This is a genomic window from Stenotrophomonas sp. STK16_22, from assembly GCF_051984505.1.
Lineage (GTDB): Bacteria > Pseudomonadota > Gammaproteobacteria > Xanthomonadales > Xanthomonadaceae > Stenotrophomonas > Stenotrophomonas maltophilia_A.
Map to the genome: position 1 here is coordinate 19,978 of NZ_CP196972.1, position 25,527 is coordinate 45,504.

At 67.3% G+C, this 25,527-nt stretch carries 21 protein-coding genes; 9 read left to right on the forward strand and 12 right to left on the reverse strand.

Translation table 11 applies throughout. From position 1 onward, the window contains the following. Positions 1 to 10 precede the first annotated feature (10 nt). The 3 genes from ACSYAO_RS00105 to ACSYAO_RS00115 all read right to left on the reverse strand — a co-directional run bounded on the left by ACSYAO_RS00105 (position 11) and on the right by ACSYAO_RS00115 (position 3,468). Positions 11 to 721, reverse strand: a complete 711-nt coding sequence (locus ACSYAO_RS00105) for a 2OG-Fe(II) oxygenase (RefSeq protein ID WP_049462451.1) — start codon at positions 719 to 721, stop codon at positions 11 to 13. Positions 722 to 829: 108 nt separating this feature from the next. Beyond that, the gene (locus ACSYAO_RS00110) at positions 830 to 1,846 is read right to left on the reverse strand and encodes a class 1 fructose-bisphosphatase (RefSeq protein WP_014035428.1); all 1,017 of its coding nucleotides are present in this window, start codon (positions 1,844 to 1,846) and stop codon (positions 830 to 832) included. A gap of 419 nt (positions 1,847 to 2,265) precedes the next feature. Beyond that, on the reverse strand, positions 2,266 to 3,468 hold the full coding sequence (locus ACSYAO_RS00115; RefSeq protein WP_049462449.1) for an amino acid aminotransferase: 1,203 nt from the start codon (positions 3,466 to 3,468) through the stop codon (positions 2,266 to 2,268). A 171-nt stretch (positions 3,469 to 3,639) separates the two neighbouring features. On the opposite strand from ACSYAO_RS00115, the gene ACSYAO_RS00120 reads away from it, so the two are divergent. Next, positions 3,640 to 5,730 (forward strand): TonB-dependent receptor family protein, encoded by a 2,091-nt coding sequence (locus ACSYAO_RS00120; protein ID WP_049462447.1) that lies wholly within the window; start codon positions 3,640 to 3,642, stop codon positions 5,728 to 5,730. A 228-nt stretch (positions 5,731 to 5,958) separates the two neighbouring features. On the opposite strand, the gene ACSYAO_RS00125 is transcribed toward ACSYAO_RS00120, so the two are convergent. Next, complete coding sequence (locus tag ACSYAO_RS00125) at positions 5,959 to 6,303, reverse strand: hypothetical protein (RefSeq protein WP_032129273.1); 345 nt, start codon at positions 6,301 to 6,303, stop codon at positions 5,959 to 5,961. Positions 6,304 to 6,449: 146 nt separating this feature from the next. On the opposite strand from ACSYAO_RS00125, the gene ACSYAO_RS00130 reads away from it, so the two are divergent. The 3 genes from ACSYAO_RS00130 to ligD all read left to right on the forward strand — a co-directional run bounded on the left by ACSYAO_RS00130 (position 6,450) and on the right by ligD (position 10,408). Next, complete coding sequence (locus tag ACSYAO_RS00130; RefSeq protein ID WP_010487387.1) at positions 6,450 to 6,848, forward strand: hypothetical protein; 399 nt, start codon at positions 6,450 to 6,452, stop codon at positions 6,846 to 6,848. A gap of 164 nt (positions 6,849 to 7,012) precedes the next feature. Next, entirely contained in the window at positions 7,013 to 7,918 is a 906-nt protein-coding gene (ku, locus tag ACSYAO_RS00135; RefSeq protein ID WP_049462444.1) for a non-homologous end joining protein Ku, read from the forward strand. A gap of 3 nt (positions 7,919 to 7,921) precedes the next feature. Continuing rightward, the gene (ligD, locus tag ACSYAO_RS00140; RefSeq protein WP_049462442.1) at positions 7,922 to 10,408 is read left to right on the forward strand and encodes a DNA ligase D; all 2,487 of its coding nucleotides are present in this window, start codon (positions 7,922 to 7,924) and stop codon (positions 10,406 to 10,408) included. A 71-nt stretch (positions 10,409 to 10,479) separates the two neighbouring features. Here ligD and ACSYAO_RS00145 read toward each other — a convergent pair whose 3' ends face one another. From ACSYAO_RS00145 to ACSYAO_RS00160, 4 genes are all read right to left on the reverse strand, one after another. Beyond that, the gene (locus tag ACSYAO_RS00145; protein ID WP_049462440.1) at positions 10,480 to 10,872 is read right to left on the reverse strand and encodes a hypothetical protein; all 393 of its coding nucleotides are present in this window, start codon (positions 10,870 to 10,872) and stop codon (positions 10,480 to 10,482) included. A 128-nt stretch (positions 10,873 to 11,000) separates the two neighbouring features. Next, entirely contained in the window at positions 11,001 to 12,029 is a 1,029-nt protein-coding gene (gene adhP / locus ACSYAO_RS00150; RefSeq protein ID WP_049462439.1) for an alcohol dehydrogenase AdhP, read from the reverse strand. A gap of 95 nt (positions 12,030 to 12,124) precedes the next feature. Continuing rightward, the gene (gene eda / locus ACSYAO_RS00155) at positions 12,125 to 12,763 is read right to left on the reverse strand and encodes a bifunctional 4-hydroxy-2-oxoglutarate aldolase/2-dehydro-3-deoxy-phosphogluconate aldolase (protein ID WP_049462437.1); all 639 of its coding nucleotides are present in this window, start codon (positions 12,761 to 12,763) and stop codon (positions 12,125 to 12,127) included. A gap of 116 nt (positions 12,764 to 12,879) precedes the next feature. After that, complete coding sequence (locus ACSYAO_RS00160; RefSeq protein WP_049399007.1) at positions 12,880 to 13,470, reverse strand: cysteine dioxygenase family protein; 591 nt, start codon at positions 13,468 to 13,470, stop codon at positions 12,880 to 12,882. 239 nt (positions 13,471 to 13,709) lie between these two features. Between ACSYAO_RS00160 and ACSYAO_RS00165 the strand changes: the two genes are divergently transcribed. Continuing rightward, positions 13,710 to 14,765 (forward strand): LacI family DNA-binding transcriptional regulator, encoded by a 1,056-nt coding sequence (locus ACSYAO_RS00165; RefSeq protein ID WP_032129266.1) that lies wholly within the window; start codon positions 13,710 to 13,712, stop codon positions 14,763 to 14,765. A gap of 110 nt (positions 14,766 to 14,875) precedes the next feature. On the opposite strand, the gene phhA is transcribed toward ACSYAO_RS00165, so the two are convergent. Then, the gene (gene phhA / locus ACSYAO_RS00170; protein WP_049462434.1) at positions 14,876 to 15,769 is read right to left on the reverse strand and encodes a phenylalanine 4-monooxygenase; all 894 of its coding nucleotides are present in this window, start codon (positions 15,767 to 15,769) and stop codon (positions 14,876 to 14,878) included. Between the two features lie 125 nt (positions 15,770 to 15,894). Here phhA and ACSYAO_RS00175 point away from each other — a divergent pair, with 125 nt between their 5' ends. Both ACSYAO_RS00175 and ACSYAO_RS00180 read left to right on the forward strand, forming a co-directional pair. After that, the gene (locus ACSYAO_RS00175; protein ID WP_004153377.1) at positions 15,895 to 16,377 is read left to right on the forward strand and encodes an Lrp/AsnC family transcriptional regulator; all 483 of its coding nucleotides are present in this window, start codon (positions 15,895 to 15,897) and stop codon (positions 16,375 to 16,377) included. Positions 16,378 to 16,464: 87 nt separating this feature from the next. Next, a complete protein-coding gene (locus ACSYAO_RS00180; protein WP_049462432.1) occupies positions 16,465 to 18,465 on the forward strand; it encodes a hypothetical protein in 2,001 nt (666 codons plus the stop codon). A 39-nt stretch (positions 18,466 to 18,504) separates the two neighbouring features. On the opposite strand, the gene ACSYAO_RS00185 is transcribed toward ACSYAO_RS00180, so the two are convergent. Both ACSYAO_RS00185 and ACSYAO_RS00190 read right to left on the reverse strand, forming a co-directional pair. After that, on the reverse strand, positions 18,505 to 19,497 hold the full coding sequence (locus ACSYAO_RS00185; RefSeq protein ID WP_049462459.1) for a patatin-like phospholipase family protein: 993 nt from the start codon (positions 19,495 to 19,497) through the stop codon (positions 18,505 to 18,507). A 484-nt stretch (positions 19,498 to 19,981) separates the two neighbouring features. Continuing rightward, positions 19,982 to 20,998, reverse strand: a complete 1,017-nt coding sequence (locus ACSYAO_RS00190; RefSeq protein WP_032129262.1) for a TIGR00266 family protein — start codon at positions 20,996 to 20,998, stop codon at positions 19,982 to 19,984. Positions 20,999 to 21,157: 159 nt separating this feature from the next. On the opposite strand from ACSYAO_RS00190, the gene ACSYAO_RS00195 reads away from it, so the two are divergent. Further along, the gene (locus ACSYAO_RS00195; RefSeq protein WP_049462417.1) at positions 21,158 to 23,431 is read left to right on the forward strand and encodes a TonB-dependent receptor; all 2,274 of its coding nucleotides are present in this window, start codon (positions 21,158 to 21,160) and stop codon (positions 23,429 to 23,431) included. Between the two features lie 112 nt (positions 23,432 to 23,543). Here the strand turns inward: ACSYAO_RS00195 and ACSYAO_RS00200 are convergent, their stop codons facing one another. Next, positions 23,544 to 24,383: an acid phosphatase gene (locus tag ACSYAO_RS00200; protein ID WP_049399001.1), complete on the reverse strand. Its 840-nt coding sequence runs from the start codon at positions 24,381 to 24,383 to the stop codon at positions 23,544 to 23,546. Positions 24,384 to 24,645: 262 nt separating this feature from the next. Here ACSYAO_RS00200 and ACSYAO_RS00205 point away from each other — a divergent pair, with 262 nt between their 5' ends. Beyond that, positions 24,646 to 25,524, forward strand: coding sequence for a hypothetical protein (locus ACSYAO_RS00205; protein ID WP_049399000.1), 879 nt, complete (start codon positions 24,646 to 24,648; stop codon positions 25,522 to 25,524). Positions 25,525 to 25,527 lie beyond the last annotated feature (3 nt).

The window sequence follows — 25,527 nt, forward strand, 5'->3', positions numbered from 1 at the left end:
TACGATGACCTCACCCTCCTCCAAACAACTTCTGCGCGCTCTGGAACAGGATCCAACTCGTCGCGATGAACTTGTCCCCACCCTGTGGCCGATTGCCACGATGGGTATGAGTAAACGCAGTCGGCGCAATCAGCAGGCTGCCGGTGCGCGGCGCGATCTTCCGCCCCTGGAACAGGAATTCGGTCTCGCCTTCGTCGAAGTCGTCGTTGAGGTACAGCGTCCACAGCACGTGCCGGTGCAGGGTCTCGGCCTGCGCATCCTTCGGGTACAGCTCGCAATGCCAGTACGGGTAGCCGCCCTCGCCTGCCGCATACCACTGCAGGTTGATCGCACCCGGGCGCAGGCAGGTGCGGGCCAGATCGGCCAGCTGCTGCTGCGGCATGTCAGGGAAGTCCTCGGCAGACAGGCGTCGCGATTGGCCGTTGCTGTCCTGGATCTGCAACATCAGCGGCGCGATCAACGCCTGTGGATAACGGCGTAGATAAGTCAGCAGGCCATTGAACACCGCGATCTGCAGCTGCTGATCGACATCCTGCCAGCCGTCCAGGCCACTGATGCGCAGATCCTTGCTGTGCTTGAGTTCCGGGAACACGCCACTGCCCACCGCACCGGGCTGCAGGCCACGCGTAGCGCGCAGGCGCTCAACGATGGCCGCGCAGACCTCGCTGGGGACGGCGTTGTGGATGACTTCGATGAAATCGACCGGGCCCTGCTCGTGCATGCGTGCATTCCTTAGGCGGCAACGGCTTGATGGTGCCGTTTGCCGCCCTCGGTGTCACCCCACGGTCATGTCACCGAACTGCCATGACCGCTGTCAGGCGATAGGCCGTCAGCCCTGCGCGTCGTCGTGCGCGTGGTGGTAGCGCACGGCTTCAGCCACTTCCTCGCGCGAACCCAGGAACACCGGCACGCGCTGGTGCAGCTGGTCGGGCTGGATGTCGAGGATGCGCTCGCGGCCGGTCCAGGCAGCGCCACCGGCCTGTTCGACCAGCAGGCCCATCGGGTTGGCTTCGTACATCAGGCGCAGCTTGCCGGCCTTGGACGGATCCTTCTTGTCCCACGGGTAGATGAAGATGCCGCCGCGGGTCAGGATGCGATGCACGTCGGCGACCATGCTGGCGATCCAGCGCATGTTGAAGTTCTTGCCGCGCGCGCCTTCCTTGCCCGCCAGCAGATCACCAACATAGGCCTGCATCGGCGCTTCCCAGTGACGCTGGTTGGACATGTTGATGGCGAATTCCTGGGTGGCCGCCGGAATCTGCATGTTCTCGGTGGTCAGCACGAACTCGCCCTTCTCGCGGTCCAGGGTGAAGGCATGGGTACCGTGGCCGACGGTCAGCACCAGCTGGGTGCTGGGCCCGTAGATGCAGTAGCCGGCGGCGATCTGCTTGCTGCCCGGCTGCAGGAAGGCATCATCGCCCGGCAGTTCGACGTTGGTCGGGCAGCGCAGCACCGAGAAGATGGTGCCGACGGAGACGTTGACGTCGATGTTGGAGCTGCCATCGAGGGGATCGAACAGCAGCAGGAAATCACCGCGCGGATAAATGTCCGGCACCGGCTGGCTGTGGTCCATTTCCTCCGAGGCGCAGGCGGCGAGGTGGCCGCCCCAGGCGTTGGCTTCGAGCAGGATCTCGTTGCTGATCACATCCAGCTTCTTCTGCGCTTCGCCCTGCACGTTGCCGGTACCGGCGTCGCCGAGCACGCCACCGAGGGCGCCCTTGCTGACGGCGATGGAGATGCTGGTGCAGGCGCGGGCGACGACCGCGATCAGCTGGCGCAGGTCGGCATTGATGCGGCCGGCGTGCTGTTCCTGGATCAGGAAGCGGGTCAACGAAGTACGGGACATGGTCGGGCAGGTCTCGGCAGCGGGAAAACGCCTATTGTCGCCCGTATGGCGGGGCCGTGCGTGAGCGCGGGAAGGCGTAATCGTTTCCAGATGCGTTGCGCTCGTGGCGCCTTCCTTTTGTCGAGGCGCGTGGAAGGGGGAGGCGATGCAGGACACGCTGCAAGTACGTCCATGTAAGCTCGATGGCGCCTTGCTCGTGTGCGCTGTCCTGCGCACACGGCAAGACCGGGGTGGTGCGTCCTGCCCAACCCGCCCGAGGCATGCCTCGGGCCCATGGCGCCAACGGTCCTGCATCACCTCCCCCTCCCACGCGCTTCAGGGTTCGCCGCGAGCGCGGTGGGGATGGCAAAGGCAAGAGCAAAAGCAAAAAACAAAGGCGCCTTTCGGCGCCTTTGTCTTCAAACCACTGGAGCGTTGTTTCAGCCCTTGGCGACGGTGGCCACGGCCTTGGCGACGTATTCCAGGTTGTTCTGGTTCAGCGCGGCCACGCAGATGCGGCCGGTGCCGACGGCGTAGATGCCGAACTCGTCGCGCAGACGCTCGACCTGCTCACGGCTCAGGCCGGAGTAGGAGAACATGCCGGCCTGTTCGTTGATGAAGCCGAACTGCGGGGCACCGGCAGCGGCCAGCTTCTCCACCAGGCCCTGGCGCAGTGCGTGGATACGCTCGCGCATCTCGGTCAGCTCCTGCTCCCACATCGCGCGCAGTTCCGGGTTGGTCAGCACGCCGGCCACCAGCGCGGCACCGTGGGTGGACGGGCTGGAGTAGATGGTGCGGATCACGCGCTTGACCTGCGACTGCACGGCCTTGGCGTCAGCGGCGGTCGGCGCCACCATCGACAGCGCACCCACGCGCTCGCCGTACAGCGAGAACGACTTGGAGTACGAATTGGCGACGATGAAGCTGTCGATGCCGGCTTCGGCGATGATGCGCACGGCGGCGCCGTCCTGCTCGATGCCCTTGTCGAAGCCCTGGTAGGCCATGTCGATGAAGGGGAACAGCTGCTTTTCCTTCAGCAGCTGCGCGACCTGCTTCCACTGGGTGACCGTGAGGTCAGCGCCGGTGGGGTTGTGGCAGCAGGCATGCAGCAGCACCACGGTGCCGGCTTCCAGCTTGCCCAGGTCGGCCAGCAGGCCGTCGAAGTTGACGCCGTGGGTGGTCGGGTCGAAGTAGGTGTAATCCACCACTTCGAAGCCGGCCGCGCTGAACACGGCGCGGTGGTTTTCCCAGCTCGGGTTGCTCAGTGCAACGGTGGCGTGCGGCAGCAGCTTCTTCAGCACATCGGCGCCGACACGCAGCGCACCGCTGCCACCGACGGTCTGTGCGGTGGTGACGCGGCCGGCGGCCAGCAGCGGCGAGTCCTTGCCGAACACCAGCTCGCGCGTGGCCTGCGTGTACGCCGGCAGGCCATCGATCGGCAGGTAGCCGCGCGGTTTGGCTTCAGCGGCGAGCTGCTGCTCGATCTGCTTGACGGCGCGCAGCAGCGGAATGCGGCCGCTCTCGTCGTAGTAGATGCCCACACCCAGGTTGACCTTGGTCGGGCGGCTGTCGGCGTTGTACGCCTCGGTCAGGCCCAGGATCGGGTCGCCTGGGACCAGTTCCACGTTTGCAAAGAAGGACACGGCGGTACTCGTTCGGTAGACGGAAAGGGGGAGGAATTGCGCCACGCGGTCTGCGGCTTTTCGGCCGGAAACAGCCCATCGTAACAAAGCCTGCCGGGGCTGGCCGCCGCCATCGTCATCCGCGGCCCCGTACCATGGCGTGCGTTGCCGCCCGATCCATCAACCTGAATCATGAATCCTGCCGCACGACGCCGTTGCCTGCCGCTGTCCGCCCTGCTGCTGTCGCCACTGGCGGCCATGGCCGAGCCTGCGCCCACCGCCCTGCCCGCCGTGCAGGTGCAGGTGGCGCGGGTGCCGGGTATCGACCCGTTCGCGCTGCCGGCCAGCCTGGACACCGTCTGGATCGACGCCAGCCGCGCGGGCACCGGCGCGCAGCTGTCCGAGGCGTTGGCCGGCGTACCGGGACTACTGGCACGCGACCGGCAGAACTTCGCTCAGGATACGCAGCTGTCGATCCGTGGCTTCGGTGCGCGCTCGACCTTCGGTGTGCGCGGGGTGCGGGTGCTGATCGACGGGGTGCCGGCGACCATGCCCGATGGCCAGGGCCAGCTGTCGCACGCGAGCTTGTTGGGCGCCGAACGCATCGAGGTGCTGCGCGGGCCGTTCTCGGCGCTGTACGGCAATTCCTCCGGCGGCGTGCTGCAGGTCTGGAGCGCGCAGGGCCAGGCCGGCGACCCGTGGCGGCTGCGCGTGAACGCCGGCGCCGACAACACGCTCAGTGTCGGCGCGCAACTGAAGGGTGCCGGCCAAGCGCTGGACTACAACATCGCCGCCAATCACTTCCGCACCGATGGCTGGCGGGACCATAGCCGCGCGCGCCGTGAATCGCTCAACGCACGTATTGGTGGTGATCTGGGCGGTGGACGGCTCGAGCTGCTGCTCAACGCGCTCGATGCCCCCGATGCGCAGGATCCGCTGGGCCTGAGCCGTTCCCAGGTGGCGGCCGATCCGCGCCAGGCCACGGCAGTGGCTCACCAGTACAACACCCGCAAATCGGTGCGCCAGCAGCAGGCTGGGTTGCGTTGGACCCGGGAAACCGACACCCAGCGCTGGCAGCTGATGGGCTATGCCGGGCAGCGTGAGGTCACCCAGTACCTGCCGATTCCGCCGACCGCACAGGCCAACCCGTTGCATGCGGGCGGCGTGATCGATCTGGACGCGGGCTACGGCGGACTGGACGCGCGCTGGGGCTGGCACGGCGACCTCGCCGGCCGACCGCTGGATCTTGTGGCCGGGCTCAGCGCCGACCGCCAGCGCCAGCATCGCACCGGCTACGAGAACTTCATCGGCAGCACCCTGGGCGTGCGTGGGCGCCTGCGTCGTGACCAGATCGACGTCGTGCAGAACGTGGACCAGTTCGCCCAGGCCTGGTGGCAGTGGAGCCCGCGCTGGTCGTTGCTGGCCGGGCTGCGCCACAGCGCCGTGCGATTCGAATCGAATGACCGCTACATCACCGGGCGCAATCCGGACGACAGCGGCCACCGTCGCTATCAGGCAACCACGCCGGTGGCAGGTGTCAGCTTCGAGGCAAGCCCGCAGTGGCGGCTGCACGCCGCCGTGGGCCGGGGCTTCGAGACGCCTACCTTCAATGAGCTGGGGTATCGCGCCGACGGCCACGCGGGATTGGCACTGGATCTGGCGGCCGCGCGCAGCCGCAATCTGGAGATAGGCAGCAAATGGCACGCACAGGACGGAACCCAGCTTGATATCAGCCTGTTCCGCGCAGATACCGACGATGAGCTGGCAGTTGCGAGCAACTCTGGTGGGCGCAGCACCTATCGCAACATCGGCCGCACCCGCCGCCAGGGTGTGGAACTGCAGTACCGACAGCCGCTGGCCGAGCAGCTGGAACTGCAGCTGGCATGGACATGGCTGCAGGCGCAGGTGCGCTCGCCGTACCTGACCTCGAACAGCGTGGTCGCCGCGGGCAGCCGCCTGCCCGGTGTGCCGCAGCAGCAGGCCTTCGCCAGGCTGCAGTGGACCCCCGCCGACTGGCAATGGGCGCTGGAGGCGTCCGCCAGTAGCGATACCGTGGTCAACGACGTGGCGACCGAACGTGCGCCCGGTTTCGCCCTGCTGCATCTGGAAGGCGGGCGTCGCTGGAACCTGCCGGGTGGCGAGCTGCGGGCCTTCGCACGGTTGGAGAACGTGCTGGACCAGGCCTACATCGGCTCGGTGATCGTCAATGACGGCAATGGCCGCTTCTACGAGCCGGGACCGGGACGGCGGGCCAACGTCGGCCTGCAGTGGTCGTGGCGTTGAAGTGGTAGTGCCGGCCGCTGGCCAGAATCGCGCCGTGCAGGACGTCAGGAGGTTGCCGGCCAGCGGCCGGCACTACCCGTAAATCGGAGGCCGTGGCCGGCATCGCGCCGTGCAGGGCGCCAGGAGGTTGCCGGCCAGCGGCCGGCACTACCGGTCAGTCGGGGGCCCTGGCCGGCATCGCGCGGTGCAGGACGTCAGGAGGTTGCCTGCCAGCGGCCGGCGCTACCGTCAGTCGGGGGCCTTGGCCGGCACGAACGGCGAGGTCGGGTCGCTGGCCGGGAAGGTCTCCTCCAGCGCCTCATCCTGGTTGTCGCTGGCGCGCTGCTTGCGCTCACGCCGCTTGAGCGGGCTTTCCTGGCCGCCACGATGGCGGTCGCCGCCGTCCTTGCGGTCCAGCGCGGCCTGTTCAGACTCGTGCTTCACCGGCAGATGCTCTCCGGCATGCTCGGCATCGAAGAACGGTGCACCGGTGCCGCGGTAGTCGGCATTGTCGGCATCGCGCTTGCCGCGCTGCTCGCCGGGAATGGGCGGGTGGTTTTCGCGCAGCGGGTCTCGTGAGGTCTCTCGGCTCATGGTCTGGTACCTGCACTCGGGGGCTCCCACTACACCGCCCTGCAGGTAAAGCCGCCGCGAACCTGGCGTCATGAACATCTCGCTCACCCCCCGGTAACGGCACCGCGCGTATTCCTGCCCACCCGCCCCCGCTGCAGGAGCCGGCCATGCCCCGTCTTGAACGACCCGCACCGTCCGTGTTCAACGCCCTGCTCGATCCGCTCGGCCAGCGCACCGCGCAGCGCCGCACGCGCCGCCAGGAAGATCCGCAGGCGGTGGCGCAGGACTACCTGCAGTACATGCTCAGTGACTACGAAGAGCGCCGAGGCCAGAGCCACCGCAACTGGCGCGATCTGTGCCCGGTGTATGCCTTCGCGCTGACTACCCACGCTGCCGACTGGCCGCGCGGTGATGCCGCCGATACCTGCGAGGAACTGGCCGAGCATTGGGAGCAGATGCGCGGGCAGTCGCGGTTGAGCTGGTCGCAGGCGAGGCCGGTGGTGGAGGACGCCTGGCGCGCACTGGACCATATTCCGGCGGCGGCGGTGAGGCCGTTGCTGCAGTAGTGCCGGCCGCTGGCCGGCAACCCCAGGAAACTTCAGGCCGCGAGCCTCAGCCGGCCAGCGGCCGGCACTACCGCTTTCCGTAGAACCCACGTGCACGGCACGGACACGGCTGGTTTACGCCCTCCGGCCCACGCTGGGCACCCTGCCCCGCCAAAGGTGCGCCCATGGCCCGCCCGATCTGGACCGGCACGTTGTCGTTTGGCCTGCTCAACGTGCCGGTGTCACTGATGTCCGGCGAACGCAAGGTCGATCTGCAGTTCCGCATGCTCGACTCCCGCGATCGCAAGCCGATCCGTTTCGAACGGGTCAACGCCGACACCGGTGAGGAAGTGCCCTGGAAGGACATCGTCAAAGCCTATGAGTACGACAAGGGCAGTTATGTCGTGCTGGAGGAAGGTGATATCCGTTCGGCGGCGCCGGAAAGCCACGAAGCGGTGGAGGTGGAATCGTTCGTGGATGCGGCGCAGATCGACCCACGCTACTACGAGAAACCGTATCTGCTGGTGCCCGGCAAGAAGGCCGAAAAGGGCTATGTGCTGCTGCGCGAAACGCTGCGCAGTACCGGCAAGGTGGGCATCGCGCGGGTGGTGGTGCGCACGCGCGAATACCTGTGCGCGGTGATGCCGCATGAGGACGCGCTGGTGTTGATGATCCTGCGCTATCCGCAGGAGCTGGTGGATCCCGAGGACTACAAGCTGCCCACCGGAAAACTGTCCGACTATCGCATCACCAGCAAGGAAACGGCGATGGCCGAACAGCTGATCGAGTCAATGGCCGGTGACTGGGATCCTTCGGATTATCACGATGAGTTCCGCGAGCGTCTGCAGCTGGTACTGAACAAGCGCATCAAATCCAAGGGCGGCACTACCCGGGTGGAAGACGAGCCCGCACCACGTGAAGATGCCACCACCAATGTGGTGGATTTCATGGCGTTGCTTCAGAAGAGCCTGGACGCCAACAAGCGCACGCCGGCGAAGAAGCCGGCAATGCGCAAGGCACCGGCGAAGAAGGCTGCGAAGAAGGCCGCCAAAAGGGCCATAAAGAAGACCACGCGGCGCAAGGCAGGTTGAACCATGTCGCTGCACCAGTACCGGCGCAAGCGCAGACTGGGTGGTGGCGCCGGGCAGACGCCGGAGCCTGACGACACGCCCGCACGCGGCGATCCGAAGCGGCGGCCGACCTTCGTCATCCAGCTGCATCACGCAAGCTCGCGTCACTATGACTTCCGCCTTGAAATGGACGGCGTACTGAAGAGCTGGGCTGTGCCCAAGGGGCCTTCGCTGCGCGTTGGTGAGAAGCGGCTGGCCGTGGAGGTGGAAGATCACCCGTTGTCCTACGCCGGTTTCGAAGGAGACATTCCTGAAGGCCACTATGGCGCTGGCCACGTGGATGTCTTCGATCACGGCACCTGGGCCTGTGAAGGCGATCCACTGCAGGCGCTGGCGGCTGGAAAGATCGACTTCGTGCTGCACGGGCAACGCCTGGCCGGTGGCTGGAAGCTGGTGCGGACCGCGATGAAAGGCCGCCAGGTGCAGTGGCTGCTGATGAAGCGCGACGACGGCGAAGCGCGCGACGCGGAGGCGGATGACCTGCTGACGGCACCCACGCCGAAACGAGCATCTGCGGCGAAGAAGCGTTCCACAGCGAAGGCGGCGCGTGCTGCACCCGTCGCACGCACGACCACGCGCAAGGCCGATGCGCGTTGGCATGCACGCGCGCTGCAACTGCACGGCGCACGTGATACGCCCTTTCCCCTTGGGTTCAAACCGCAGTTGACCGATCATCGCGACAGTGCCCCCGACGGCGAGCGCTGGCTGCACGAGATCAAGTGGGACGGCTATCGTCTGCTGGCCGATCTGCACAATGGCGAGGTGAAACTCCGCTCGCGCAACGGCCTGGACTGGACGGCCGATTTTCCCGAGGTCGCGCAGGCCGTGCTGGCGCTGCCGGTGCGCGATGCGCGCCTGGATGGCGAGCTGGTGGTTCTGGACAAGGAAGGACGCAGCGATTTCGCAGCACTGCAGCGCGTGATCGATGGAAGCTCGAAGCAACCGTTGCGTTACATCGTGTTCGATCTTCCGGGTGTGGCCGGCGTGGACATCAGTCGTGCGCCGTTGCTGGAACGCAAGGCGCTGCTGAAGGATCTCATCGGGCCGGCGCCCGGCACACTGGCCTTCAGCGAACACGTGGTCGACCATGGGCCGCAGGTGTTCGATGCCAGCGGCGAGGCCGGCTTCGAAGGCATCGTCAGCAAGCAGGTGGATGCGCCGTACGTAAACACCCGCGCGCGCAGCTGGGTGAAGGTGAAGCACGAAGACACCGACGAGTTCGTGATCGTCGGCTATACGGCACCCAAGGGTTCCCGGGTGGGATTCGGCTCGCTGCTTCTGGCCACGCCGGACAAGGCCGGGCTGCGCTATGTGGGCCGCGTGGGTACCGGCTTCGACGACGAGCGCCTGCGCGCGCTGCTCAAGGCACTGCAGCCTTTGGCAGTGAAGACGCCGGTGCTGCAGCTGCCGGCGCATGTGCCGTTCCGCGCCGCCAGCGTACGCTGGGTGAAACCGGTGACGGTGGCGGAGGTGGCGTTCCGTGGCTGGGGCAAGGAAGGCCTGCTCCGCCAGGCCAGTTTCAAGCGGTTGCGCAGCGACAAGCAGGAGGAGGACCTGGGAATGAGCACCGCAGATGCCGAAGCCGGAGGTGAGGTCCAGATCACCCATCCTGAGCGGGTGGTGTTTCCAAAGCAGAAACTGAGCAAGGGCGACGTGGCCGACTACTACCAGCGCATGGCGCGCTGGATCCTGCCCGAAATCGCCGGACGTCCGCTGTCATTGCTGCGCTGTCCGGATGGCGTCGGCAAGGCCTGCTTCTTCCAGAAGCATCATGGCCCCGGCCTGGGCGATGCGGTGCATGCGGTGCCCCTCCTGCAGAAGAGCGGCCGCGAGGATTACGTCTACATCGACGATGCGCGGGGCCTGCTGCAACTGGTGCAGATGAACACGCTGGAGCTGCATCCCTGGGGTGCGACCGTGGCCGACCCGGAGCATCCGGATCGACTGGTGTTCGATCTCGACCCTGGTGACGGCGTCAGCTGGGCACAGGTGAAAGCCGGTGCACGCGATGTGCGTGACCGCCTCCAGCAGGTGGGTCTGGAGAGCGTCGTACGCCTGTCTGGCGGCAAGGGGGTGCACGTGGTGGTACCACTGCAGCCCAAGGCAGGCTGGGGCGAAGCCAAGGCATTCTGCGAGGCGTTCGCACAGGCGATGGCGGAGCAGGCGCCGGACCGCTACGTGGCGACGATGAGCAAGGCGAAGCGCAATGGCGTCATCTTCATCGACTGGCTGCGCAACACCCGAGGCGCCACCAGCGTGTGCTCGTGGTCGCTGCGTGCACGCGATTCTGGCGGCGTGGCGGTGCCGCTGCGCTGGGAAGAACTGGCGCGGGTGAGCGCGGCCGACGCGTTTCCGATGGCCAAGGCGCTGGCGCGTGCCAAGCGGCTGAAGGGTGACCCATGGCAGGGCATCGCGCGATTGAAGCAGACGCTGCCGTCGCTGAAGCGGTAGTGCCGGCCGCTGGCCGGCACCTGTAGGATGGGCGAGGTTGCCGGCCAGCGGCCGGCACTACCTGGATGCGCTCAGCGCGGATCGCGCGACGCGCGGCGACCGAACCACCAGCCGGCCAGCAGCTGCAGCGGCAGTGACGCCAGCAGCGAAATGACGAACCAGAGCGGGAAATCCGCGCCTGCGGTCCACATTGCGTAGGCGCAGCCGAGCGCGATCAGCGACCAGATCGAGAACCCATGCGAACGCGGCCAGCACGGCGCGTAGTAGGTGGCGAAGGAAATGCCGGCGATGCCGCCCAGTACGCTGAAGGCCAGGTCCCACCCCAGCTGCACGCTGTTGTTGTCCGGCGACATGCCCACCAGCGGGGGCAGCCAGCTGGCGACGCTGCTGACCAGCGCAAGCGACAGCACGCCGCCGATCAGGGCGACGAGGGACAGGAACAGGGTCTTGAGCAGGTCGGGCATGCGCGCATTGTACGGCGGCGCGAAATGCCTGGGGTTTGCCGGCCAACGGCCGGCACCACCGGGGGATAGGCATGGCCGCCGCGTCCGTGGGAGAGGGGGACGGAGCGACGGCGGCCATGCACAGGCGGTCAGGCGGCGAAGTCGAGCACCACGCGGCCTTCGATCGTGCCCGCATGCATGCGCGCGAACACGTCGTTGATGTTTTCCAGGCGGTCGGTGCTGACCGTGGCCGCGACCTTGCCTTCGGCGGCGAACTGCAGCGACTCCTGCAGGTCCAGCCGGGTGCCGACGATCGAGCCACGCACGGTGATGCCGTTGAGCACCATGCCGAAGATGTCCAGCGGGAAATTACCGGGCGGCAGTCCGTTGAGCGAGACGGTGCCGCCACGGCGGACCATGCCCAGCGCCTGCTCGAACGCCTTCGGCGACACCGCGGTGACCAGCGCGCCGTGCGCGCCGCCGATTTCCTTCTTCAGGAAGGCGGCGGGATCGGTGGTACGCGCGTTCACGGTGATCTGCGCGCCGAGCTGCCGGGCCAATGCCAGCTTGTTGTCGTCCACATCCACCGCAGCCACGTTCAGACCCATCGCGCGGGCGTACTGCACCGCCATGTGGCCCAGGCCACCGATGCCGGAAATCGCCACCCAGTCACCGGGTTTGGTGTCGGTGACCTTCAGGCCCTTGTAGACGGTCACGCCGGCGCACAGCACCGGCGCGATCTCGACGAAGCCCACGTCCTTCGGAAGCAGGCCGACATAGTTGGCATCGGCCAGTGCGTACTCGGCGAAGCCGCCGTTGACCGAGTAACCGGTGTTGCGCTGTGTCTCGCACAGCGTTTCCCAGCCACCCAGGCAGTGTTCGCAATGGCCACACGCCGAGTACAACCAGGGGATGCCGACCCTGTCGCCTTCCTTGACGTGCCCTACCCCGCCTCCCACGGCCACGACGTGCCCCACGCCCTCGTGGCCGGGGATGAACGGCGGGTTCGGTTTCACCGGCCAGTCGCCCTCGGCGGCGTGCAGGTCGGTGTGGCAGACGCCACAGGCCTCGATCTTGACCAGTACTTCGCCCGCCCCCGGGCGCGGTACCTGGACTTCCTCGATCACCAGTGGCTTGCCGAACTCACGCACGACAGCGGCCTTCATGGTCGAATTCATGTTCGGATCTCCGTAGTGCGCTTGCCCACAGAATGACGCCGGCTCGAGGCCGGCGCTTTGATCACGATCAAACCTTTGACGATTCGTGCAGCGGTTCAGCCGGCCAGTACCGAGGCCTCGCGGGCCAGACGCTCGATCGCATCCCAGTCGCGGGTCTGCAGCAGCGCCGGGGTGGTCAGCCACGAGCCGCCCACGCACAGCACGTTGGGCAGGTGCAGGAACTGCGGCGCGGTCTGCGCGCTGATGCCGCCGGTCGGGCAGAAGCGCATATCGGCGAACGGGCCGTGCCAGGCCGCCAGCAACGCAGCGCCACCGGCCTGCACCGCCGGGAAGAACTTGAAGGTGTCGTGGCCGTGCTCCAGGCCCAGGATCAGGTCGGAGGCAGTGGCGGCACCAGGCAGGTACGGCAGGTCGGCATCACGCGCGGCGGCATACAGCGTCGGCGTGGCACCGGGGGACACCGCGAAACGCGCACCGGCCTGCTTGGCTGCCTGCATCTGCGCGGCGTTGAGCACGGTGCCGGCACCGATTACCGCATCGGGCACGGCCTCGACCATCGCCTTGATCGCATCCAGCGCCTGCGGCGTGCGCAGCGTCACTTCGATCACCGGCAGGCCGCCGCGGAACAGCGCCTGGGCCACTTCGACCGCTTCATTCACATCTTCGGGGGTGTACACCGGAATCACCGGTGCCAGCTTCAACAGCGCGCGCAGGCGCGGATCAGCGCTGGACATCGTCTTGCTCCTTGCCCGACCGGGCATCGCGGATCGCCGCCGGGTCCGGCAGCGCAGCGGCGCATGATGCCACGTGGCTCACGACGGTGCTGGTGGTGCCCCGCCCTGCCCCCGGCTCAGGCCGGGTCGGCCTGCAATGCCTGGATGCGGCGTTGGTACCAGTCACCACCGAGTGGATCGAACACCGCCGAGCGCTCCATCTGCGCCTCGTACACGTGAACCGAGATCGCCAGCGCTTCGTTGCTGGCGTTGCGCAGGGTGTGGTACTCGTGCGGCGGAATCAGGCTGCCGGCACTGCCGCAGCCCCCGCGCAGCACGGCGTGGCGGCGGAAGCGGCAGCGCTCACCGTTGCGCTCCAGCAGTTCATAGCGGGTGATCTCCAGCTCGCCTGACCACACTCCCTCCACACACCACATGGCATCGTGGTCGTGCAGCGGCGTGCCCTGCCCTGGGCCCCAGCTCATGGCAATCACGCTGTAGCCGTGTTCGCGGCTGTGGTACAGCGGGCGTCGCGCGTAATGATCACTGACCGGACGGTGTACGCACTCGGGCAATTCGATGCGGCTGTCCGCGATGGCTTCCTGCAGCGCCAGCTGCAGGTCGGCGGTGATGCGCTCGGCATCACCGGAGGTCATCGCTGCGTCGACCGCAGCGATCAACCTGTCGCGGCCACGGAACACCGGAAACGGAGAAGTCTGCAGGTCCATGCCCCGACTGTAGCGGAGCGTGGTTAAGGGAATGTTGGCGTTCGCACGCGTCGCGCCCGCATTCAAGGTGAACACGCGCGGAAGAACGGTTCAGATGGACATCAAGTAGAGCGATCACAATGGAACCTCGCGCAGCAGAAGCGGTCGAACACGACGCGATCCATCTTCGCTGCGACATTCCGCAACTTCGCGCCCCACGGGCGCAAGGCTAGAATTCTCCGACTTACCTGGTTCTATACATGTCAGTGCGAATTATTAGCGATGCCGCGTTGCCGGCATCGAAGGGCAAGGCTGCCACGATCAACGACATCGCACGACTGTCGGGAGTTTCCAAGAAAACGGTTTCAAGAATCATCAACAACTCGCCGCTGGTGCGCAAAGACACCCGCGACAAGGTCGAGGCGTTGATGCGCGAGGTCGGTTACGTGCCCGACCCCCTGGCGCGCGGCCTCGCGTTCCGCCGCTCCTTCCTGATCGGCCTGGTGTATGACGACCCGGGCGCCCAATGCATCGTCGACCTGCAGCACGGCGCGCTGGAAGCGCTGCGCGGCACCGGCTATGAACTGGTCGTGCATCCCTGCGACAGCCTGGCTCCGGACTGTGCGTACGGCGTGCGGCGCTTCGTGCAGCAGCAGAAGCTGCACGGCGTGATCCTGGGCCCGCGTGCCTCCGAGTCGGCTGCGTTGACGGAGATGCTCGACGGCATTGAATGCCGCTACGTCCGCATCAACGCGCATGTGTCGGATGACGAGGCACAGGCCGTGGTCACCCATGATCGCGACGGTGCAGCCGCGGCAGCGGGCTACCTGCTCTCGCTCGGCCACCGCGATATCGCGGTGATTGCCGGTCCAGGCGACCGCCGTACCGCACGCGAGCGCACCCATGGCTTCCTCGACCGGCTGGCGCAGGTGGGCCTGACCCTGCCGGGTGAACGCGTGCTGGAAGCGGGCGATACGTTCGAGTCGGGCGTGCATGCCGCCGAACGGCTGCTGATGGGCGGACAACGGCCCAGTGCGATCTTTGCCGGCAACGACGAAATGGCTGCCGGCGTGTATCAGGTGGCGTTGCGTGCGGGCATCGCGGTGCCGCAGCAGTTGTCGATCGTCAGCTACGACGACAGCCCGCTGGCGTCGCGGCTGTGGCCGCCGCTGACCTCGGTGCGCCGCCATGTGTCCGACATCGGGCGCATGGCAGCGGCGATGCTGGTGCAGGCCGACGTGCCGGATGCGCCGACCGCAACCAGCGTGCATCCGCAGCTGATGGTGCGCGGTTCCTGCCGGGCCGTGGACGCCTGATCGCCCTGCCCTCGCCTGCACTGCCGTGACGGTGCAGGCAGGCAGCAACGAAAACGGCGCATCCAGGTGCGCCGTTTTCTTTTCAATGCGAAGAGGTGGGCGCCGTGCGCTTACACGTCGCCACCGTCGGCCCAGCCTTCGCCGGTGCCCTTCTGGAACACGCGGTCATCGGCCTGCACATCGCCCGCCGGCAGATGCGCCTGATCAGACAGCGCCGCGTAGATCGGGGTGAAGTCCGGCGACGTCGCCTGCATCAGCTGTTCGAAGCTGTCGATGACGAAGTAGGTCTTCTGGAAGGTGTCGATGCGGTACTTCGTGCGCATGATCCGCTGCAGGTCGAAACCGATGCGGTTGGGCGCAGCCGACTCCAGCGAGTACAGCGATTCGCCCTTCGACGACACGATGCCGGCGCCGTAGATGCGCAGGCCGTCGGGCGTATCGATCAGGCCGAACTCCACCGTGTACCAGTACAGGCGGGTCAGGTTCTGCAGTGCATCCGGGCCGATCGCGTGGGCTTTGACGCCGCCACGGCCGTACGCCTCCATATAGTCGGCGAACACCGGGTTCATCAGCAGCGGCACATGGCCGAACAGATCGTGGAACAGGTCCGGCTCGGCGATGTAATCAATCTGGTCCGGGCGACGGATCCACCAGGTCACCGGGAAACGACGGTTGGCCAGGTGGTCGAAGAAGTCCAGTTCCGGCAGCAGGCCTTCCACGCCGACCAGGGTCCAGCCGGTGGCGGCGCCGAGCACTTCGTTGAGCTGGTCGAAGCGCGGAATCATGTGCGCGCTCATGCCCATCTCGTCCTGTGCATCCAGGAATTCCTGGCAGGCGCGGCCGACCAGCAGTTCGCGCTGGCGCTGGTACAGCGTGCTCCAGGTGGCGTGGTCGTCGGCGCTGTAGGTGTCCCACGGCTGCTCGACGAGCGCGGTGGTATACACCGGCACGTAGCCCTTGTCGGTCTGCTGGTGTTCGACGCGGCGGGGCTGGGCGAGGTCCATGTGGCACTCCGGGATGAGATACCCACGATGCTAGGGCAGGGCGCGCGCAACAGGGTTGCAAAAGTTGCGCCGATTGGCCTTGTTGGCGCAATATCCTTGCGTACTCACCATGTTGCGGGGCAACAATGGCCGGAGAAGTCCAGTTCGATCGCACGGATATACGTCTGCTGGCTGAAATCCAGCGGGATGGGCGCGCCACCAACGCCGAGCTGGCGACGCGGGTGAACCTCTCGCCCTCTGCCTGCCTGCGTCGCCTGCAGCGGTTGGAAAGCGAGGGCGTGATCGTCGGCTATGGCGCGCGGCTGGAGCCACGGCAGCTGCGGCTGGGCCTGCAGGCCTTCGTGCGCGTGCAGCTGGAAAAGCACGACCAGGCCGCCATCGGCCACTTCGTGGACAGCGTGCAGGGCTGGGATGAAGTGGTGGCCTGCCATGCACTGACCGGCGACATGGACTACCTGCTGCACGTCTACGTGCGCGACCTGGAGCACTTCTCGCACTTCCTGCTTGACCGGCTGCTCAACGCCGGTGGCGTGGCCGATGCCAATTCCAGCTTCGTGCTGCGCACGGTGAAGGGCTTCCAGGCATTGCCGCTTTCGCAGCTGGAATGAACGCGCCGCTGCGATTTGACGGCGCCGGGCGGGTAGCCGAGCATCTCCGCCCTGCGCGCGTCGCAGCGTTCCTTTCCGGTTCCACGCATGTCCGAACTCCAGCACCCGCTGCCCACCACCACGTTCCTGCCGCTGCAGCGCAAGTCGCTGGCGCGCTACGTTGCCCATGGCACGCCACCGCAGACCGCAGTGGAGCAGGCCGGCCTGATGGCCGCGCAGCTGTGCCGGACGCGCCTGCATCCGGCGGCCGAGATCGAGCGCCTGCTGCATGATGCCTGCGCGTTGTTTGCTGGCAACGAAGGCGCGGCTGCACAGCTGGCCGGGCCCGGTGGCGGTGGCCAACCGGAGCTGGATGCCTGGCTGACCGCATTGGCTGCCCACGGCGTGCTGCTGGCGCCGGCGGAGATCCTGCAGGACGTCATCGCGCAGTCGCCACGGGAGTACCCGGGCCTGGCCCTGCAGCAGGCCTGCCAGGAAACCCTGGTCGAACATGAGATCCGCTTTCCCGCCACCTTTTCCAGTGACGACGACGAGGCCACGCAGGATGACGTCGCCGCCGCGGACGCGCGGTCGGTCGAGCACCATGGCCTGTACACCTCCGAGCAGGCCCGCGTGCTGCGCGCCATCGCCGCCAACCCCGATGAGCTGATCGACCTCGATGGCTATGCCGGCACCGGCAAGGGCCACCTGGTGCTGGCGCTGATGGATGCGCGGCCGGGCCGCTACACCTACGTGGCGCCCTCGCGTGGGCAGGTGGAAGCCTTCCGCGCCCGCGTGCCGGCCAGCACTGCGGTGCGCCTGCTGACCCAGATCGAGTTCGCCAACCGCGTGGCCCAGCACGCCGCGCGCAGCGGCCAGACCGGTGGCTTCGTTGCCAGCTACCGGCGCAGCACCCGTACGCCGCGCGAGATTGCCGGCCGCATCGGACTGCAGGGCATCGGTGGGCGCAGCCCGGAGCAGGTGCTGCTGACCGCGTTCGAGGCCATCAACCGTTGGTGCGCCTCGTCCGCGCCGCGCATGGCCTTCCAGCATTTCGACCGTTCGGTGCCTGCCGCGATGCTCGATGTGTCACCGTACATGGCGGCCGCCGAGCACGTCTGGCGCTGCATGTTCGACGCCGAGCTGCAGCGGGGCACGCTGCTGAGCCTCAGCCCGGCGCACATCGGCAAGTGGTTGGCCCTGCGCGGCGTCACCCCGCCGCTGGACATGGGCATGCTGCTGGTGGACGAGGCGCATGACCTGAGCCCGTCGTGGAAGCAGTTGCTGGCCGGCCATGCGCCTGGCGTGGTCAGCCTGGGTGATCCGCACCAGTGCCTGACCGGTACGGTGCCGCGCTGGGCCGCGTCGAAGGTGCTGGAAATGCACCAGTCGGTGCGCCAGGGCAACCAGGTCGAGGGCCTGGTCAACCAGACCCTGGCACTGGATGGACTGGGCCAGGAAAGTGGGCCGTTCGTCGGTGCCACCGACCGCGCCACCGGTGTGCTGCATTACCGCGACTGGGCGCAGGTGCCGAGCGAGGGCCTGCGCATCCATGGCAGCGTCGCCGATCTGGCCCTGGACGCGGCACAGCTGCACGCACTCGGGCTGCGGCCCTACCTGCATCCGGCATCGCTGCGCGCGCTGCGCAGCGTGCTGCAGCGGCCACTGGATGCGTGGCGCCGGCGCCGCGACAGCGCATCGGACCAGGAATGGGAGCGCTTCCTGGCCACGCAGGCCGACGAAGGGCAGGGCGCGCTGGTCGAACTGTTTGCGTCTGCCGATCGGGTGCAGTCACTGCTGCAAGCGCTTGATGACCAGGACACGCCCGCTGAAGGGCGGGTGGCGCTGTGCCTGGCCGAACACGCGAAGAACCTGCAGTTCGACGTGGTCTCGCTGTCGCCCGGTTGCTTCAGTGCGGGGCAGGGCGGGCGCATCTGGCACAACCCGGTGCGCGCGGTCTATCTGGCGCTGACCCGTGCGCGACGCCAGCTGCACGTACCGGCCGATGGCATGGAACAGCTGCAGCACACGGCGACACTGCAGGAGCAGGCGCGCCAGAAGCGCAGGCGCGAGCGACAGCAGGCCAGCGGCTACCGGCCCACGCGCTAGCACGCGCGTCGCAGTCTGGCAGCGACACACCGGCTCAGATCAGCACTTGCCCTTGCGGCCCATCAGCTTGCCCAGGCGCGAGGCTTCCTCGCACTTCGGCGCGGCCACCGGTGCCGGTGCGGCTGCGGCGGCACGTGCACGCTGCAGCTGCTGGATCTTGGCGCGGATCTGCGGCATGGCTGCCATCGCGGCCTTTTCGCCTTCCAGGATTGCGGTGCCACGCTGGCTGAAATCGGCGGCGCCGATGTCCAGCACCTTCGGGCGGATGACGATGTCGGCGCGTGCCAGTTCCTGTTCGCCCAGGCGCTGGCCCATGATCGAGATGGACTGGTTGACGATGCCCAGCATGTCGGTCGGCGCCTTGCCGCTGGCCTTGCTGGAGATGTCCACGGCGATCACGAAGTCGGCGCCGAGCTGGCGCGCGGCATCCACCGGCACCGGGCTGACCACGCCGCCATCGATGTAGTTGCGGCCGCCGATCTTCACCGGTTCGAACACACCGGGAATGCTGCTGGACGCGCGCACCGCCTGGCCGACGTTGCCGCGCACGAAGATCGAGCGCTCGCCGGTTTCGAGCTGGGTGGCGACGGCGGCGAACGGCTTCTTCAGGCGCTCGGCAGGACGGTTGGCAACCTGCTCGTTGACGTAGTCCTGCAGCTTCTGGCCCTGCACCAGGCCGCCGGAGAACAGGCGCACGTCGCGGATGCTGGCTTCGTCCAGCGCGACCGCCTTGCTCTGCATCTGGAACGCGTCCATGCCGCTGGCGTACAGCGCACCGACCACGCTGCCGGCGCTGGTGCCGGACACCACGGCCGGTTCGAAGCCGTTGGCCTCCAGCATCTTGATCACGCCGATGTGCGCGAAGCCCTTGGCTGCGCCGCCACCGAGGGCGATGCCGATCTTCACCGGCTTGGCCTGCGGCACCACGGTCGGCGCCGGCGGCGGTGTGGGGCGGACCGGGTCGCCACCGCAGCCGGCCAGCAGGCCGATCAGGGCGACGGACAGCAGCATGCGGGGGCGGAACAGGCTCATCGGCAGTGCGCTCGCGGCGCCGGATTCAGGAAAGGGCGCCAGCATACCGAAGCCGTGGCGGGGCGGGCAGGGTAGGAAACATCGCCCATTCATAAAGGTAGTGCCGGCCGCTGGCCGGCAATCATTGGGAACCTGGCAACGGTTCATGAGGCTGCCGGCCAGCGGCCGGCACTACCGGGACGCTCGCCAAGGTCCATGAGGCTGCCGGCCAGCGGCCGGCACTACCGGGATGCGCGCCAAGGTCCATGAGGCTGCCGGCCAGCGGCCGGCACTACCGGGAGGCTCGCCAAGGTCCATGAGGCTGCCGGCCAGCGGCCGGCACTACCGGGATGCGCGCCAAGGTTCATGGGGCTGCCGGCCAGCGGGCGGCACTACCGGGACGCTCGCCAAGGTTCATGAGGCTGCCGGCCAGCGGCCGGCACTACCGGGATGCGCGCCAAGGTCCATGAGGTTGCGGGCCAGCGGCCGGCACGACCGGGGGCGGTCAGAACCGGTTGTCGCCGTCCAGCATCCGGCCCAGGCCGCCCAGCACCGAGCCTTCGCCGCGGTTCTGGCCACCGCCCTGCGGCGCGGCCATCCACATGCGGCCGGCCAGGCGTGAGAACGGCAGCGACTGCAGCCAGACCTTGCCCGGGCCGGTCAGCGTGGCCAGGAACACGCCTTCGCCGCCGAACAGCATGCTCTTGATGCCGGCCACCCGGCGCACGTCCATGTCTACGGTCGGGTGGTAGGCCACCACGCAGCCGGTATCCACATCCAGCCGCTCGCCCGCGGCCAGCTCGCGCTCCACCACGCAACCGCCGGCATGGATGAACACCCAGCCGTCGCCTTCCAGCTTCTGCATGATGAAACCTTCGCCGCCGAACAGGCCGGTCATGATCTTGCGCTGGAACTGCACGCCGATCTGCACGCCGCGCGCGCCGGCCAGGAAGCTGTCCTTCTGGCAGATCAGGCGGCCGCCATGCTGGTCCAGCTTCATTGCCAGCACGGTGCCGGGGTAGGGCGCGGCGAAGGCGACCTTGCCCTTGCCGTGGCCGCTCTGGGTGTAGACGGTGGCGAACAGGCTCTCGCCGGTCAGCACGCGCTTGCCGGCGGCCATCACCTTGCCCATGAAGCCGCCGCCCTGGTCGCCGTTGGCGGCGCCGAACACCGTGTCCATCTGCACGGTGGCATCCTTGAACATCAATGCGCCGGCCTCGGCAATGGCGCTCTCACCGGGGTCGAGCTCGATCTCCACGAACTGCATTTCATGGCCGACGATGCGGAATTCGATGTCGTCGGCGCGGCCGCTGGCCGCGGCGGGGACCGGCGGCGGGGTGTTCGGCATGCCCGGGGCCGCGGACTGCAGTTCGGGCACCTCGGCAATCGAGGTCCACCCGCTCATGCCCTGGCACCAGGCCAGGGCGCGCGGGTTGGCCTGCGCATAACGGCGCGCGGCCTCGTCATCAAGCGGGCCGATACGCTCGGCCTGGGCGGAGGCATGGAAGTACCACTGGGTCATCGCGGCGGCTCTGCAGGGCTGGAAAACCCCGAGTCTAGCGAGGGCGCGGGGGCCGGAGCGACGCGGCCATGAACGGCAGGCATTTGCGGGGCAGGTGCTGTATTGCAACAATTATCTGGTAGCGCCGTTTTACCACCCCTCCAAACACAGCCTACCGCCATGTCTCCGACCCGCACTTCCCGTGGCCGCCTTCCGGTCGCGCGCCCCCTCGTTGCCGCTCTTTCCGCCCTGTTGCCGCTGGTAGCAGCCGCCCAGGAAACTCCCGCTGCCAAGGATCCGGTTGCCCTTGATGCCCTGCAGGTGACCGCGCAGCGCCGCGTCGAGAACGCCAAGGACGTGCCGGTCGCGATCAGCGCGATCCAGGGCGAGAAGCTCGATGTGCTGGGTTCGGCGGGCGATGACATCCGCTTCCTGGCCGCGCGCGTGCCCAGCCTCAACATCGAGTCGTCCTACGGCCGTGCCTTCCCGCGCTTCTACATCCGTGGCCTGGGCAACACCGACTTCGACCTCAATGCGTCGCAGCCGGTGTCGCTGGTGTACGACGACGTGGTGCAGGAAAGCCCGCTGCTGAAGGGCTTCCCGCTGTTCGACCTGGCCAACGTGGAAGTGCTGCGCGGTCCGCAGGGCACGCTGTTCGGCCGCAATACCCCGGCCGGCGTGGTCAAGTTCGATTCGGCGCGCCCGTCGCAGGATGCCGACGGCTACGTGCGCGTGGGCTATGGCAGCTACAACAGCTGGAACGTGCAGGGCGCCTATGGCGGCCCGCTGACCGACCGCTGGTCGGCACGCGTCTCGGCCATCTACCAGCGCCGTGACGACTGGGTCGACAACACCCGCGCCGGTGCGCCCAACAGCGGTTTCGAAGGTTATGACGAAGCCGCCGGCCGCGTGCAGTTCCTGTACGAAGGCGACGACTTCGAAGCACTGTTCAACCTGCACAAGCGCAAGCTCAACGGTACCGCGCGCCTGTTCCGCGCCAACATCATCGAAAAGGGTGGCAATTCGCTGGTCGAGAACTTCGACCGCGACAAGGTGGCCAACGACGGCGTCAACTTCTCCGACCTGGAGACCTGGGGCGGCAGCGCGCGCCTGCAGTGGAACCTCGGCTCGGTGACCCTGCACTCGATCACCGGTTATGAAACCGCCGAATCGCTCAATCGTGGTGACATCGACGGTGGCTACGGCGACGCATCGCTGGGCGCTGGCAACTATGGGCCGGGCTTCATCCCGTTCTCGTCGGAGTCGGCCGACGGCCTGCCGCACCATCGCCAGTGGACGCAGGAGTTCCGCGTCGAATCCAACGAATGGGGCCGCTTCGACTGGCAGGCCGGCGTCTTCTATTTCGACGAAGACGTGACCATCAACAACTTCAACTACAACTCGTTGAAGCCGGGCAACCCGCAGACCGGCCATGTGGTGCAGAACCAGCGCAACAAGGCATGGGCGGTGTTCGCCTCGGGTGACTTCGATGTCACCGACCGCTTCAAGCTGCGCGCCGGCGTGCGCTACACCCAGGACAAGAAGGACTTCAACGCCAGCGTGCTGCAGGCCGTCCTTCCGTTCGGCACCCCGGTCAGTGGCCCGTACCTGGCCAACACCGACGTCAACGACGTCAGCTGGGATGTCAGCGGCGTGTACAAGCTGACCGACAACGTGAATGCCTACGCCCGCGTGGCCAAGGGCTTCCGTGCGCCGTCGATCCAGGGCCGCCTGGCCTTCGCGCCGGGCCTGTCGCAGGCCGATTCGGAGAAGGTGATCTCGTACGAAGCCGGCATCAAGGCCGACCTGTTCGAGCGCCGTGCGCGCCTGGGCCTGAGCGTGTTCCGCTACAACGTTGACGGCCAGCAGCTGATCGCCGTGGGCGGCACCAACAACACCGCCACCCTGCTCAACGCCGACAAGACCATCGGCCAGGGCGTGGAGCTGGACCTGGAAGCCTATCTGGCTGACAACGTGCTGCTGACCTTCGGCAGCAGCTACAACGACACCGAGATCAAGGACAAGGATCTGGCGGTAGCGATCTGCGGCGGTGGCTGCACCATCAACGACCCGACCACCGTCATCAACGGTGGCACCTACGCACTGGTCAACGGCAATCCGCTGCCGCAGGCGCCGAAGTGGATCCACAACGCGACCCTGCGTGTCGGCTTCCCGCTCAGCGATGGCAGCGAGCTGTATGCCTACACCGACTGGGCCTACCGCAGCGCGGTGAACTTCTTCATCTACGAGTCGCCGGAATTCCGCGGCCGTAGTTCGCTGGAAGGCGGCCTGCGCCTGGGCTACAACTGGGATTACGGCCAGTACGACGTGGCCGTGTTCGGCCGCAACCTGACCAACCAGACCCGCGTGGTCGGCGCGATCGACTTCAACAACCTGACCGGCTTCCTCAACGAGCCGCGTACCTGGGGCGTGGAGTTCACCGCGAAGTTCTGATGTGGTGGCTGCGTTGATGGAATGAAGAAGGGCCGGCGCAATGCCGGCCCTTCTGCTTTACACCCATCGGTAGTGCCGGCCGCTGGCCGGCAACAATTGAACCGCCAGGCGCTTACAGCGCGCTCTGCGGGCGCACCTTCAGCACCGCTTCCTCGGCCGCGCAGTCGCGGCTGGAGTGCAGGCCGGCCTTGCGCGCGGCAGCGATCTCCTTGCGTGCGGCCAGCAGGTCCTTGTTGAACGCGGCGTTGTCATGCAGGCGGGCCACGGCGGCGGCGCCCATGAAGCGGCCTTCGAGGATGTCGCTCTGCCAGTGCACGTTGCACACCAGGCGGCTCTCGCCGTAGTTGCGGCCGCGCGCCTGGATGGCATCGGCGCGATCCGGTGCGATCTCCGACAGGATCAGGGCCCAGGCCCAGCCGATCGAGGTGTGGCCGGACGGGTACGAGCCGTTCTTGCGCAGGCCTTCTTCGTCCTTCGGCGAGCAGGTCGGTTCACCATTGACCATGAACGGGCGCGGGCGCTGGTAGTGGTTCTTGGCGGCCTTGGTGGCGGCGCTGGCGTCGATCCGGCTGCGCTCCAGCAGGCGGTACAGCGCCGGGGTCTTCACCGCATCGACGTCGATGTCGGCGGCGCAGGAGAAGTGGTTGGCGCCTTCGGGGAAGCCGAGTTCCGCATCGACACCGGCCTGGGCGAAGCGCGGGCTGCCACGCAGCGCGCGGGCTTCACGGCTGACCTGTTCGTCGAGGGCGAGGGCGGCCGAACCGGCCACCGGCGGTGCTGGCACCAGGTCGAGGCTGGCCGGTACCGCGCTCTTGTCCAGATAGCCCACCGCCTTGGTGGTGATGTTGGCTTCGACGGCGGTCGGCTTGGCGGCGGTGGCGGCACAACCGGCCAGGGCCGCGATGACGGCAAGGCCGAGCAGCGGGCGGGCAGGGTGGGAAATCAGCGACATGGACAGGCTCCGGAGGAAAAACATCGCGCCATGATCGCAGCCCGTATACGACACCGCAGTGGCCATCGGTCATACGGCCAGACCCGGCATGGTCATCCCGGCGATATGAAAAGCGTCATCGAGTGACGTCAGTCTCCTGAATCCGGGCGCAGCGCACGGACTTTCACGCGGCCGCGCCGCGAGCATCGGCACAACGGCAAGCACCAGGGGCCGTCCAGTTCCAGCCGGGTCGAGGGGATCCGTTGACAGAGGGAGAGAAGCGATGCGCAGCACCGCAACAGGAAGTACCGTCCTGGCCCTGCTCCTCGGGCTGGCAGCCGCGCCGGCTCAGGCGGCCGACGTGGTCGGCGTGGCCTTCGTGCATGGCACCGGCGCACAGACCAACGCCACCCAGGACTACTGGCAGCCGGCGATCATCGACACCGTGCGCCAAGGCCTGCCGAACAGCAGCAACTACGTCGTCATCAACTGTGACTTCACCCAGTACATGTGGAAGCCGGAAGCGGCCGGCTGCCTGGCCAATCAGCTGACCGGCTTCATCGACAGCCGTGGCATCACCCAGCTGGTGGTGATCACCCACTCCAACGGCGGCAACGTGATGCGCTGGATCCTGTCCAACCCGACCTATGACAGCCGCTATCCGAAGATCATCCGCACGGTGCGCAAGGTCAACGCGCTGGCACCGTCTTCGGCCGGCACGCCGTTGGCCGATGCGGTGCTCAACGGCAACACCTTTGAAACCTCGCTGGGCTGGCTGCTGGGCTACAAGAACGACGCCGTGCGCCAGCAGCAGGTGGCGAGCATGGCCACCTACAACGCGCAGAACCTGTACGGCACCGCCGGCCGTCCCGCCCTGCCCAAACCGTTCCGCGCGGTGGTGGGCAGCGATGTGGAATCGGCGGTGTGGGACAGCAACAGCTACTGCGGTGGCTATGCCGCCAACGTCGGCCTGGAGTTCACCCAGAACTGGCTGTCGTCCTGCTCCGATGGCTTCCTGGAGTGCAGCAGCCAGAAGGCCGCCGGCACCACCTGGTTCACCGACAAGGCGCGTACCCAGGGTGCAGAACCGCTCAGCCACAACCAGAGCCGCCGCGAGTGCTTCGGCCTCGGCACCCTGCTGCGCAACGACCTGACCCAGTGAGGG

Coding starts and splice junctions, on each gene's coding strand:
- ACSYAO_RS00105 (WP_049462451.1), bottom strand. CDS start 721: ATGCACGAGCAGGGCCCGGTCGATTTCATCGAAGTCATCCACAACGCC.
- ACSYAO_RS00110 (WP_014035428.1), bottom strand. CDS start 1,846: ATGTCCCGTACTTCGTTGACCCGCTTCCTGATCCAGGAACAGCACGCC.
- ACSYAO_RS00120 (WP_049462447.1), top strand. CDS start 3,640: ATGAATCCTGCCGCACGACGCCGTTGCCTGCCGCTGTCCGCCCTGCTG.
- ACSYAO_RS00125 (WP_032129273.1), bottom strand. CDS start 6,303: ATGAGCCGAGAGACCTCACGAGACCCGCTGCGCGAAAACCACCCGCCC.
- ACSYAO_RS00130 (WP_010487387.1), top strand. CDS start 6,450: ATGCCCCGTCTTGAACGACCCGCACCGTCCGTGTTCAACGCCCTGCTC.
- ku (WP_049462444.1), top strand. CDS start 7,013: ATGGCCCGCCCGATCTGGACCGGCACGTTGTCGTTTGGCCTGCTCAAC.
- ligD (WP_049462442.1), top strand. CDS start 7,922: ATGTCGCTGCACCAGTACCGGCGCAAGCGCAGACTGGGTGGTGGCGCC.
- ACSYAO_RS00145 (WP_049462440.1), bottom strand. CDS start 10,872: ATGCCCGACCTGCTCAAGACCCTGTTCCTGTCCCTCGTCGCCCTGATC.
- adhP (WP_049462439.1), bottom strand. CDS start 12,029: ATGAATTCGACCATGAAGGCCGCTGTCGTGCGTGAGTTCGGCAAGCCA.
- eda (WP_049462437.1), bottom strand. CDS start 12,763: ATGTCCAGCGCTGATCCGCGCCTGCGCGCGCTGTTGAAGCTGGCACCG.
- ACSYAO_RS00160 (WP_049399007.1), bottom strand. CDS start 13,470: ATGGACCTGCAGACTTCTCCGTTTCCGGTGTTCCGTGGCCGCGACAGG.
- ACSYAO_RS00165 (WP_032129266.1), top strand. CDS start 13,710: ATGTCAGTGCGAATTATTAGCGATGCCGCGTTGCCGGCATCGAAGGGC.
- phhA (WP_049462434.1), bottom strand. CDS start 15,769: ATGGACCTCGCCCAGCCCCGCCGCGTCGAACACCAGCAGACCGACAAG.
- ACSYAO_RS00175 (WP_004153377.1), top strand. CDS start 15,895: ATGGCCGGAGAAGTCCAGTTCGATCGCACGGATATACGTCTGCTGGCT.
- ACSYAO_RS00180 (WP_049462432.1), top strand. CDS start 16,465: ATGTCCGAACTCCAGCACCCGCTGCCCACCACCACGTTCCTGCCGCTG.
- ACSYAO_RS00185 (WP_049462459.1), bottom strand. CDS start 19,497: ATGAGCCTGTTCCGCCCCCGCATGCTGCTGTCCGTCGCCCTGATCGGC.
- ACSYAO_RS00190 (WP_032129262.1), bottom strand. CDS start 20,998: ATGACCCAGTGGTACTTCCATGCCTCCGCCCAGGCCGAGCGTATCGGC.
- ACSYAO_RS00195 (WP_049462417.1), top strand. CDS start 21,158: ATGTCTCCGACCCGCACTTCCCGTGGCCGCCTTCCGGTCGCGCGCCCC.
- ACSYAO_RS00200 (WP_049399001.1), bottom strand. CDS start 24,383: ATGTCGCTGATTTCCCACCCTGCCCGCCCGCTGCTCGGCCTTGCCGTC.
- ACSYAO_RS00205 (WP_049399000.1), top strand. CDS start 24,646: ATGCGCAGCACCGCAACAGGAAGTACCGTCCTGGCCCTGCTCCTCGGG.